Origin of the sequence: Secundilactobacillus paracollinoides DSM 15502 = JCM 11969 (genome assembly GCF_001311135.1) — a bacterium.
GTDB classification, from domain to species: domain Bacteria; phylum Bacillota; class Bacilli; order Lactobacillales; family Lactobacillaceae; genus Secundilactobacillus; species Secundilactobacillus paracollinoides.
The window spans coordinates 84,500-95,402 of sequence record NZ_BBAG01000006.1; the positions used below are offsets into that span (position 1 = coordinate 84,500).

Annotated in this window: 9 protein-coding genes and 3 pseudogenes; 5 read left to right on the plus strand and 7 right to left on the minus strand. The window is 47.3% G+C overall.

Features of this window, described 5'->3' with window-relative positions; translation table 11 throughout:
• From JCM11969_RS18680 to JCM11969_RS04195, 3 genes are all read left to right on the plus strand, one after another.
• Positions 1 to 225: a hypothetical protein gene (locus JCM11969_RS18680; RefSeq protein WP_225353126.1), complete on the plus strand. Its 225-nt coding sequence runs from the start codon at positions 1 to 3 to the stop codon at positions 223 to 225.
• Positions 222 to 449, plus strand: a complete 228-nt coding sequence (locus JCM11969_RS18685) for a hypothetical protein (protein WP_225353127.1) — start codon at positions 222 to 224, stop codon at positions 447 to 449. The genes JCM11969_RS18680 and JCM11969_RS18685 overlap by 4 nt, the downstream gene beginning before the upstream one ends.
• Positions 450 to 613: 164 nt before the next feature.
• Entirely contained in the window at positions 614 to 1,000 is a 387-nt protein-coding gene (locus tag JCM11969_RS04195) for an SDR family NAD(P)-dependent oxidoreductase (protein WP_054708614.1), read from the plus strand.
• 71 nt (positions 1,001 to 1,071) lie between these two features.
• Here the strand turns inward: JCM11969_RS04195 and JCM11969_RS04200 are convergent, their stop codons facing one another.
• From JCM11969_RS04200 to JCM11969_RS04230, 7 genes and pseudogenes are all read right to left on the minus strand, one after another.
• Positions 1,072 to 1,725, minus strand: coding sequence for a response regulator (locus JCM11969_RS04200; protein WP_054708615.1), 654 nt, complete (start codon positions 1,723 to 1,725; stop codon positions 1,072 to 1,074).
• Between the two features lie 330 nt (positions 1,726 to 2,055).
• Positions 2,056 to 3,079 (minus strand): annotated as a pseudogene (locus JCM11969_RS04205) (sensor histidine kinase).
• Positions 3,080 to 3,484: 405 nt separating this feature from the next.
• Positions 3,485 to 3,988, minus strand: a complete 504-nt coding sequence (locus JCM11969_RS04210) for a hypothetical protein (protein ID WP_054708626.1) — start codon at positions 3,986 to 3,988, stop codon at positions 3,485 to 3,487.
• Between the two features lie 458 nt (positions 3,989 to 4,446).
• A complete protein-coding gene (locus JCM11969_RS04215; RefSeq protein WP_054708627.1) occupies positions 4,447 to 6,090 on the minus strand; it encodes an FAD-dependent oxidoreductase in 1,644 nt (547 codons plus the stop codon).
• 563 nt (positions 6,091 to 6,653) lie between these two features.
• Entirely contained in the window at positions 6,654 to 7,301 is a 648-nt protein-coding gene (locus JCM11969_RS04220; protein ID WP_054708628.1) for a TetR/AcrR family transcriptional regulator, read from the minus strand.
• A 1-nt stretch (position 7,302) separates the two neighbouring features.
• Positions 7,303 to 8,471: pseudogene (locus JCM11969_RS04225) on the minus strand (ABC transporter permease).
• Positions 8,449 to 9,188, minus strand: a pseudogene (locus JCM11969_RS04230) (ABC transporter ATP-binding protein). Before JCM11969_RS04230 ends, JCM11969_RS04225 begins: the two co-directional pseudogenes overlap by 23 nt.
• A gap of 567 nt (positions 9,189 to 9,755) precedes the next feature.
• Here JCM11969_RS04230 and JCM11969_RS04235 point away from each other — a divergent pair.
• Together JCM11969_RS04235 and JCM11969_RS04240 are read left to right on the plus strand one after the other, a co-directional pair.
• A complete protein-coding gene (locus JCM11969_RS04235) occupies positions 9,756 to 10,067 on the plus strand; it encodes a LacI family DNA-binding transcriptional regulator (RefSeq protein ID WP_054708629.1) in 312 nt (103 codons plus the stop codon).
• 21 nt (positions 10,068 to 10,088) lie between these two features.
• Positions 10,089 to 10,775: a substrate-binding domain-containing protein gene (locus JCM11969_RS04240; protein ID WP_054708631.1), complete on the plus strand. Its 687-nt coding sequence runs from the start codon at positions 10,089 to 10,091 to the stop codon at positions 10,773 to 10,775.
• Positions 10,776 to 10,903 lie beyond the last annotated feature (128 nt).

A 10,903-nucleotide genomic window follows, 5' to 3' on the forward strand; every position in this document is an offset into this window, starting at 1 on the left:
GTGGGGTCTGGCCTGACCTATATTCGGAAGAAGCAGTTCGAACGGGCGCAATTTTACTTCTGCAAGGTCAACGACTTTATCAAGACCCAGTTGGAGCGGCCACAGTCCGATGATGACCCGCGGCGTGATGACCTGCGCTTGTTGACGCTGATCTTCTACACGGCATACTACTATGCCTTGCAGGACCAGTTAACGACCAGTGATGAGCTGATTGAGACCGGATGAACCTGTGCTCGATCAAGCATGTCACGTATTATTTACCGCGGTTGAAGTTCCTGGCGGCGGAAAACGCCATTCGGGAAAAGCAGGAGAAGACCCAGGTCGAGGATCTGATGACTGAAGCGCGCGTGTTTGCGAACCTGAATAAGAATCAAATTATTACCGTGAAACTGGCTGCGTTGCGCAATCGGTACGCGAAAGGGTTGGATCTGCAGGATTTGGTGCCTTAACGGAAAGTGTTAGTTGAACTTTTAAATGAAAAGTGACAAAAAATAGTGTTTTGACAACGAAAAGGCCTACTCAGATGAGCAGGTCTTTTTTATACTTGGGGCAATCAAAATAGAGGAGGTCCTCATCGTGGATAACCTATACACGGTCACACAGGTGGCTGACAATGTCTATAACATTAGCGATTCCATTACTGAAGAAGGCACCGTTTGGCAAAATTATCACCATTACCAGTGACATGGGCTCGCTTGGACTAGCAACTGATCCAACGTCGATGTTCTCAAAGATCATTGCTTTCCCATACCAGGCGTCTAAGACAGCGTTAAATGCGATGGTCGTTTCCTACAGTAAGGAACTCAAGGATACCAACATCACGTCTAACGCGGTTAACCCTGGGATGACAGCAACTGATTTGATGGACAAGAAAGCTTTTGAAGCTAACGGTGCCAAGACCGTTGAACAAGGGGCTGCGCGGGCGATTGAGCTGGCACTGGATCCGAAGAACGAGCTTAATGGGACATTTACGAGTGACCAGGGGCCTGAACCTTGGTAAAAAATTGAAAATGTTTAAAGTAAGACAAAGAAACGGACTATTTTAAAATAGTCCGTTTCTTTAACGCAGTTTTAAATATCAATCAAATGATGATGCACCGCATACCGAATTAAATCGGCCCGCGAATGCAGTTTTAACTTATGCATGATGCTAGCTTTGTGCGCCTCAACAGTTTTAGTCGAAATAAACAATTCGGCGGCAATCTCTTTGTTAGAATACCCCAGCGTGACCAGCGGCAAGACATCACGTTCTCGTTTGGAAAGGGCATTATAGCTCTTTAGTTTGACGTTGACGTCACCAGAATTGATCTGCTCGAGATCCGTTTTTGAGATCTTGATACTCTTATCAATGTAGGTGTCACCATTGGCCAGTGCCGAAAGGGCGTGCAGCAGTTCATCATCGGAGGAACTTTTCAGCACGTACGACATGGCGCCGTTATGAATCGACTGGTTGATGTACTCTTGTTCTTCGTGCATCGATAAAATAAGAATCCGGACATCCGGAAACTGTTCGTGAATCTTTTGCGTCGTGATCAGACCGGATTCACCAGGCGGCATGCTGAGATCCATCACTAAAATATCAATGTCGCCGCGTTCGACGCGCAGATAGGTATCAGTCCCGTTGGCTGCTTGGTCAACCACCGTGAAATTTGGCTGGTCGTCGATCAATGATGTGAGACCATAGCGCACAACGGCGTGGTCGTCGGCAATCATCACGTTGTACATGCTGAGTCCTCCTTTTTTGTTTTTTGGTTGGTGATTTCTTTTTTGTAGTATTCTGGTTTGGAATTTATTCTCGTTCTAGTTGTTCTTGGCTAAAAAGTATTGTAGAAGGTAGGGAATATGGCGCATGCAACTCTGGCAAAAATGCCAAGTTCAGTAGTGCTTATCTTAGACCATAGTGCGCCTTGCGACGTGGCTTCAGGTCACATTGCCGAAACGTGTTCCAGAAGGCAAGGGGCGGCCATGTAACGGACTCTGGCAAAAAATCCAGACCCGGGATTTTCTGCCAGAGTCCGTTACATTCTGCCCCTTAACCGCCTTCTTCCACACTCTCTACAACGCTACCGGAAACTTCACCGTCACCATTGTCCCATTTCCCGGTTCTGATTTAATACTAAAGGCACCATTGAGCGCCTTAACGCGTTCATTCATGTTCATGAGGCCCATGGAGCGGCCGTTGAATTCTTGGTGTTTCGGGACTTCGAAGCCCTTGCCGTCGTCCATGATCTCAAGCGTGATGAAGTGGTTATGCGAAACGAGCAAGAGGTCGATTTCATGAGGTTCGGCGTGCTTCAACGCGTTGTGAATGGCTTCTTGCGCAATGCGGTAGAGGACGTTTTGCGTTTCAGCACTCAGGACATCGGTCTTGGCGCTGCCACTTACGGTTGTGGTGATTCCCGTGGCTTCTTCTGACCGCTCAGCTAGGACCGTAAGGCGGGAATCAGCCCAAAGTTATCGAGAACAGATGGTCGGATGTCCAGTGCCATGCCTTTCACTTCCTCCAGTGTATCGTTGAGTTGTTTTTCAATGCCAGCCGTCAGTTCTTCCGTTTCAGTCGGTGACAGGCTATCCTTGGCGAGCCGGCGAACACCCATAATTGCGGAATACATACTCTGCGCGATACTGTCGTGGAGGTCCTCCGAGATGTTTTTACGTTCTTTTTCCTGCGCTTCCGACACGTAGCGGCTGAGTTGCCGTTGCTCGGCCATTTCATCCATGCGGTCGATGGTGCCGCGACTCTTCAGCGTTAGCGAAAAGACCTTGGTTGGCACGTCGATCACGTGGTAGATCAAAAAATAGTTTAACGGATGACGCTTGTCGTTGGCGAGGGTGATTGGAATGGAAATCTCATGCATCATACTGCGAATCGAACAACTAAAACAGTCATCGGTTGGCGCAAACTTCTGTTTAACGGCGGCGTCAGCACCTGGACGAGGTAGTTGGACGCAAAATGCAGTTCGTCTTGTAGGTCCTGGGCAAGCTTGTTACTGACCAGCAGAGTGTCCTCTTGAAAGAGGTAGATGGCGTCGCTGGCTTCGTCAAAATAGTGTTCGATCCAATGTTGTGCAGTTGCCAAAACGTCATCACCAGACTTTCAAGGATTTAGAGTGTCGTTTTGAAAGGCTTGAAACACCAATTATTTTCCCCTTAATGATACCATGTTTACACGCTGATGAAAGCGTTTTTCACTAAAATAATCACAAAAATATATTGCTTGATTTGGGGATGCTGTGCCGTGCTTTCAGTGTCCTTTGGAAATGAGAGTTAGCTCATTGATTCATTGTGATATCGGTGTTTAATCACTTTATACGATTGAATAAATTATGACATAAATAAGTATGCACGAAAAATAAACTGTAATTTTTGAAAAAGAAATTGCAGCTTTCAAGGTTTTATTGTGAAACAGTAAACACACTGAACATGATAAAAAGATTATCCCATAATTCAACAGACTTGTACTCAAAAAGTTGCGTCCAGGGCATTAAAAAATCTGGCTGCTTGGAACGGCGAGTGGAAGACAGTTTTGATAGTCACAAATGAAGTCCTTAGGCTGATTGTCATCAAGTTGAAGGAAGTCTTGCAGTTCCTGTTTAGACGTCCAGAAGTGGGCAATCGTGTAGAAATCGGAGCTCGGTGTCGCAACAAACCGATTTTGTGAACTAGCGAGATTAACGAGGACACGATTCTCGATATTGCAATAATATGAGTCTAATAATAAATATTCGTTTTTCGTTGGATTATGGCAAACCCCGGCAAAAATATCGTTCAACACGTCGCGCTGTTCAAAAGCGGTCTGATTGGAAACAACTGTGACGGTGGGGAAGTCGGCAAATTGGTCGGCAAGTCGCTGATAGTTTTCAGTGTTAGAACTGATCAGAATCTGATCGCAAAGCATGATTAAATTGTGAACAGCGACAATCGTGTTTGAAATGATCTGATCCAAGTCCTTAACCGGCGTGTTCGTCGTCAAAATAAGTCCAATCATTGCAACAACCTCCCTAGAATTTGTGCGTTACTTATTGTTACTTGCAGTATAGCAGATGGGAAGGGGAGGGGGCATTAGGGAAATGGCTAATTGGGGAGAGCGTGGAGGGAGGCGGTTAGGGGGCGGCTCATAAGGGGACTTCGACCAGAAAAGCCCGGGCCTGGCTTTCCTGGTCGAAGTCCCCTTATGAATTAGCCCCGTGCCTCCCGAAACGCGTTTAGGCTACATAAAAGTAGAACGCAGTGGCCAGGACAACTCGGAAAAATCAGTGCAGAATCACAAGTAACAAGTAACAAGCATTAAATCAGAAATCACAAATCAGAAATCACAAATCAGAAATCACAAATCCAAAAAAATAAATCACAATCTCCCCAACTCCACCACAAAAAAGAGCCACCGCCAACCAACCTCAGCGATAGCTCTAATCTAACTAAATCTAAATATCACTCAATCAAACCCTACTTCCCATCATAAAACGACCGCGGTACACCATACCGAGACCGCCCAAGTGACTGTTGCAGCCACGGCACGAACCAGTAGTCCAGCCCAATACTTCGACCAGAACCGTTCATCAGCGCGATGGCGACGAACAGGACCCAGCAGGTTGCCCAGGTGTGCAGGAAGAAGAAAAAGCCGATAGCGACGAGCAGGGCGGCCGTCCAAGTACCGAGGCCAAAGAAGATCAGGCACCCCAGAATGATTTCCCAGATGCCGATACCTGAGTGGCCGATAACCAGCCAGCTGATGTCACCCTGGAATTTATCCACCCCGTCAATAAACAGGCCCAGGCCAAATGCAATCCGTAGCGGGACAGTCCAGAGCACGTTTGAGCGTCGTGCTGTGTTGTAGCTGAACACTGTCCGGCCGTTATCGATGCGGAAGAACTCGTCCATTAAATACTTCCACATGAAGTAGAATGAGCCGATCCGTTTGAAATACAGGAAGTTTGATCCATGCTTCATGATGGTGGCCAGCCAACCGCGGACTCGTTTGCCCCCAAAGACCTGCGCAATCCCGTAGCGGGAACCAAACGAAACGGTGAAGCCCATATTTTTGTCGGTAAACTCGGTGTAATTCTTGTCACCGTTGATGTCAGCGGCAATGTTTGCGGCGGAAACATTCGCTTCGTTTTCAGCTTCCTGAGCGGTCTGTGGGACAGCCCGTTCAGCACCTTCAGCAGTGGCGTTGGCGTCATCACCGGCAACGTAGACGCTCTTATCTTCCAGACCGTCAGCTTGCAGATACTTGTTGACGACCAGCCGGCCGCCACGACCAGCATCGATGCCAAATTCATCGGCAGTGTGGTTGGTCTTCACACCGGCAGTCCAGATCAACGTGAAGGTCTTGATTGGATCTTGTTCCTTGATCTCGACGCTATCCGCATTCACCTTAGTGATTGCAGAAGAGGTGCGAATCTCAACGCCGTTCTTCTTGAGGTAAGCTTCTTCGTGGGCGGCGTTAGTCCGATCCAACATGTTCGTGATCGTTGGTGCGGCTTCAACCAGAATGATTTTGATCTCACTTGGGTCAAGTTTGTTTTGAGCAGCCAATGTTTTCTTGTAGTCAATGAGTTCGCCGACTGTTTCAGCGCCGGTAAACCCGGACCCACAGATGACGAGCGTCAATTTGGCAGCTCTTTTTTCAGGGTCGCGTTCAACGGCTCCGTCACGGATAATGGCGTTGATGTGGTCGCGCAGTTGGATCGCGTCTTCCATGGACCAGAGCGTGAACCCATTTTCTTTAACGCCTGGTGTGCCGAAATCGTTAGGTTCGCCACCCATACTGATCAGCAGGCTGTCGAAGGCGTAGGTGCCAAACTCACCGTGAACCTCTTTAGCGTCCGTGTCGATAGATTGAATGGTGTCGGTAATCAAATGAACGTTTGATTGACGGCTAAATAATTTCTGGAGGTCATATTGCACAGCATCGGGTTGAACCCGCTCGGTGGCGACCTCGTGCAACTGTGTTAAATAAGTAAAGTAAGAGTGACGGTCAATCAACGTAATGGTCACGTCGTTGTTGCCTTTAAAGCGTTTCGCTAATTTTTTAGTGGCCAAAACGCCAGCGAATCCAGCGCCAATGACAACGATGTTTTTGCTCATGATGAACCCTCCTAACCGGTTATAAGACAAGTGTGTAAATCAATCATTATAATTGCATAACACCTTACATCATGATTATAGTAAGCGGTTTCAAGAATGTCTAATGAATTGAATGTGAAGTGGGGAGCAGAGCGCGAAAGAAGGCGTTTAAGAGTCCCCCTATGTGCAACCTCTTGCCTTCTTTCGCGCGTTTCGGCTATATGAGAGTAGAACGAAATCCAAAGCGAGCCACTAGTAACAGTAGTATAAATAAAGAGCGCGGAGGGAGGCGTTTCGGCAATGTGGGATTAGAACGAAATTTAAGGCGGGTCTATAGTAACGGTAGTATAAAGAACGACCGCGAAATAGCGAAGGAACGCGAAAAACGGCTTAACTCAAGAAAAATCTAAAAAAGAACAAAAAAAGCAACCACCTAAATTGTCGACTCGGGGATTCAGATCCAAACAGATCCTACCCAATGGCAATAGATGATCACTCAACAATAAGCATAGCCGGTTACCCAAAAAAACAACCATTCAGTCAAACACCTAAACAGTTGTTCAATAGAAAACGACTCAGCCAACTTAAGGCCGCAATCCCTTATCCAAAGTATCAATAATAAACGTAATCTGTTCATTCACATCCCGCGGCGAAAGATCCAAAAACTCGCGGTAAACGGCGCCGAGAAAGGTACTGATCACAAGTTGGAACACCATGTCGTTTGGGATATCTGCAACTAAGTGTTGCTCCTTCAAGCGGGTAACGGCAGGCGTAAAAATCTGGCCAATTGCTTTCGTGGCGACGTCCTTAAACTTGTTTCGCAGTTCAACGTTATACATCAAGGCTTCAAACAGAACTTTGATGACCGAAATGTTTGCCATCACAAAGTGCATCCGGTCGGTGACCACACTAGTGAGAAAATCGCGTAACGTGTTGAAGGGGAGGTTGACGCGTTCCGCGCCGAATTCGGTGGCCATTCGCGGTAATACAACGGCCAAAAATGGTTGGATAATGGCGCGTAACAGCTCTTGCTTGTTGGCGTAGCGCTTATAAACGGTGCCTTCTGCGACGTCTGCTCGTTGCGCAATATTGGCAGTGGTCGTGTTGGCAAATCCCTTTTCGGCAAACAGCGAGAGACTGGCTTCGAGAATCTGTTTTTGTTTTTCAGTCAAGTTGCGGTTTTCCGTCATGGCTTCTTTAAAGTACGTACTGATCTGTGTTGGTTCGCTCATGTTAGACCCTCCGATAACGTTTCATACCGACAATATTTAAAATTGTAAACCCAATGAGGAACGCAATCAAGATGAGCAAGTTAGGCGTGATATCGGCGAGGGTTGCACCCTTGGTGGCTACGTTGGTGAGGGAGCTTGCGCCATAGTACAGCGGGAAAATGTGGGCAAGCCATTGCAGCCAGGTTGCCATGCCGCTCAGCGGTACGAGGCCTGAGAAGAGAATTTGCGGAATAACAACAATCGGGATGAATTGGATCATCTGGAATTCGGAGTTGGCAAACGTTGAGATGAAAATGCCCATGGTGAGGGCGACCAGCGCTAGACACAGTTGATGAGTACCAGCAGCCAGAAGTTGCCGACAATTGTGACCTGGAAGACGTAGAACGCGAACCAGACCAGCAGGAGCGTTTGTAAAACGGCAAAGAGCCCGTAGCCAATCAGGTAGCCGGTAATGATCTCGGAGCGTCGAATCGGCGTGGCGAGCAACCGGGATAGCGTTCCCGTTGTGCGTTCGTGCAACAGAGAGATGCCAGAGATCAGGAACACAAATAGGAAGACGAAGAAGCCAAGCAGAATCGGCAAAAATTCAATGAAGAAGTTGGAATTGGAACTGCCATAGAGGTAGTGCGAACTTGTGGTGTACGTTTTGGCAGATTGTTTGCTGTTCGAATTCGTCTTAGAAGCTGGCAGTTGGGCGGCCAGTTGCGGACTCGATTTCACAAGTTTCTTCAAAATGGCTTGCTGCTGTTTGAGGGCGGCAGCCTGTTTGGTTGTGGCGGCCTTCAGGGCAGCAAATTTTAACTTGATCGTGCCTTGCTGCAAGGACTGTTTGATGATCGTAGATTTGCTGGGTTCACTGTTTTGATACGTCACGGTCAGTTTGTTACCTGATTGCTTTAACACCCCAGCAATATTATCGCGGCGAATGACGTGTTCTGCATTGATGGTTTTACTGTAATGTTTGATTTTAATGTGACTGTTATCCACGGCATTGACCAGTGACGAGTCAACGTTGCTGACACCTAAAGTTGCCGTGGTATCGCTGTTGGAGTCAAACAGAAAGTACATGAGCGTCAGAATAAGCAGGGGCGCTAAAAACATCAGTGCCAGTGTGCGCTTATCCCGAAACATTTCGGTGATGATTCGTTTAACGATTGCTAGTGTGCGCATCTTGAAGCTCCCTGCTTTTAAGAATACCTGCTCAACGGTGTCGACCTCGTACTGGGTCTCCAGGGCTTTAGGCGAACCAGCGGCCAGGGTGACCCCTTCGCGGATGAGGGCGAGACGGTCACACCGTTCGGCTTCATCCATGACGTGAGTGGTGATGAGGACTGATTTTCCCTGGTCTTTCAGGGAATTCAACTCGGCCCAGATCTGCTGCCGTAATTCCGGATCAATACCAACAGTAGGTTCGTCGAGAATCAGCACGTCAGGGTCTTGAATCATGGCAATGGCCAGGGACAACCGGCGTTTCATCCCACCAGAATAGTTGTTAATGCGTTTGCCCAGGTCATCGGTGAGGTTGACGACTTGTGCAACATGGGCAATGGCAGCGTCAAGCTTGCTGCCGGTGACGCCCATGAGTTGACCGAAGAACCGCAAGTTCTCCTTCGCAGATAAGTTGTCATACAGGGCATCGCTTTGTGCCATGTATCCGATTTTAGTCATGATCGCACGGTTTGGCATGAGCGTGCCAAGCACCATGACCTGACCGGCCTTAGCGGCTTCCATCCCCATGATAATTTTTACAAGGGTGGTCTTGCCAGCGCCAGAAGGACCAATTAACCCAACGATTTCTCCTGGAAAAAGGTCAAGTGAGACGCCATCTAAGACGGTTCGATTGCCGTAAATTTTTTGGATAGTTGCTGCATGAATAACAGGTTCCATAGAATCACCTTCTAAATTAGTGAGTGAGTTTTCACTCACCTATTGATTGACATAAGAATAGCGCTTTTTGTAAGGGCTGTCAATAGCGCTTGACGAAAAATAAGTTCCTTCCACTGTTAGGTGATAGTCCGTTGCATTCCGCAATTTGGCAGGCCGTGTAGTGGCTCGCACCGTGCTAAATCGCGCCATTACAATGACGTTGACCTTGCTTGTTATCATTAGTTAAGCATCACAATGGCCTTAAAACGAGTTCGAAGAGAATCCGCCCTCGACTGCTGGTAAGACCATTGACAGTGATGCTTCTTGTGATAGACCAGTTGACACTACCAATTTATTAACAAGGTCCATGACACTTTTATGAAGACTAAGTTCTACGTTGACTATTACAAGTATCGTAGCGTTGTGGAGTTGTTCGGCATTGCAGACATGGAGCTCCTGACTTATTGAAACAGGTCGAAAACCGCAACTCTAAAAATCAATTCCAATAAGTGCCAGTCATGCTGTATAATAAAATTAAAACTTGAAATTATTTAATAAATCTTTTCAGAAAAGGAGGGACCATCACGTATGGCAACCATCAAAGATATTGCAAAATTAGCTCAGGTGTCACCGGGGACGGTCTCGCGTGCACTTAACGTTGAAAAAGAAAGCGCGGTTGCACCGGAAACGGTCGAACGCGTTAAAAAAATTGCCACCCAACTTGGGTATCGGCCGGTACAGCATAAAGCGTCAACGTCAGCAACGATTACCTGCGCGTTGATTACGACCCTCACGCTTCAGCAGGAGACCGAGGATGAGTACTGGCATTTTATTCGTAAAGGTATCTACGAAACGGCGAAAAGCCATTCCGTCACCATTCAAAATATCTTCCGCATCTAAAACGGCGTTGACCCCAAACTGGTGGCTGAATACGATGCCATCATTGTCATGGGGTCCATGTCGAATCAGTCGCTTAAATTATTTAAACAGTTTAATAAAAATATCGTGGTGATCGATGATGTGAATTCCGATTATGACTTTGTGGACACAGTCGGTACCAACTTATATCCCTTGACCCGGATGGCCCTGGATGATCTGCAGGCCGAGGCCCAGGGACCGATTGCGTTTATTGGCGGCAACCGGGTGGAAATGCGGGCTAACGGGTCAGTTGAACGCGAAGTCCCAGATCCGCGTGCGATTGCTTACCATGATTGGACCTTGATTCATCAGCAACCGGATATGAGTGAGATCACTGATTGGACGAGCCAGGCTGGGGTTACCGCAATCAAGAGACTGATCGATGCTGGGCAACCGATTGGCGGGTTATTGGTGGCTTCGGATCCAATTGCCATTGGTGTCCTAAAAGGGTTGCGAGACCGTCAGCTCACTCCGGGGAAGAATCTCCCGCTGATCAGCTTTGACGGTATCGAGGTGGCTTCGTTTTTGACACCGGCACTGACAAGTATTTGGCTGCCAAAAGAGGAACTTGGTGTGGCAGCTGTGAATCAAGTCCTTGACCTGCTTGCAAGTCATCGCACGTGGTCAGCACGCATCAGCATTCCTGGCAAGCTTGGTCGAGGCGATACTTTTCCAATTAAGCAAGCATAAAAATAACCGTGAACGAAGGCGATAATTTGCAACGCATAGTAAATATGCGTTGTGGATTATCGCCTTTTTTGATTAAATAATAGGATAAAACAAATAAACTTTAGTTAATTTTATTAAATAATATTGAA

What these genes read in the sequence shown, in the direction of transcription:
- JCM11969_RS18685 (WP_225353127.1), top strand. Translation starts at nt 222, where the DNA reads ATGAACCTGTGCTCGATCAAGCATGTCACGTATTATTTACCGCGGTTG.
- JCM11969_RS04195 (WP_054708614.1), top strand. Translation starts at nt 614, where the DNA reads ATGTCTATAACATTAGCGATTCCATTACTGAAGAAGGCACCGTTTGGC.
- JCM11969_RS04200 (WP_054708615.1), bottom strand. Translation starts at nt 1,725, where the DNA reads ATGTACAACGTGATGATTGCCGACGACCACGCCGTTGTGCGCTATGGT.
- JCM11969_RS04210 (WP_054708626.1), bottom strand. Translation starts at nt 3,988, where the DNA reads ATGATTGGACTTATTTTGACGACGAACACGCCGGTTAAGGACTTGGAT.
- JCM11969_RS04215 (WP_054708627.1), bottom strand. Translation starts at nt 6,090, where the DNA reads ATGAGCAAAAACATCGTTGTCATTGGCGCTGGATTCGCTGGCGTTTTG.
- JCM11969_RS04220 (WP_054708628.1), bottom strand. Translation starts at nt 7,301, where the DNA reads ATGAGCGAACCAACACAGATCAGTACGTACTTTAAAGAAGCCATGACG.
- JCM11969_RS04235 (WP_054708629.1), top strand. Translation starts at nt 9,756, where the DNA reads ATGGCAACCATCAAAGATATTGCAAAATTAGCTCAGGTGTCACCGGGG.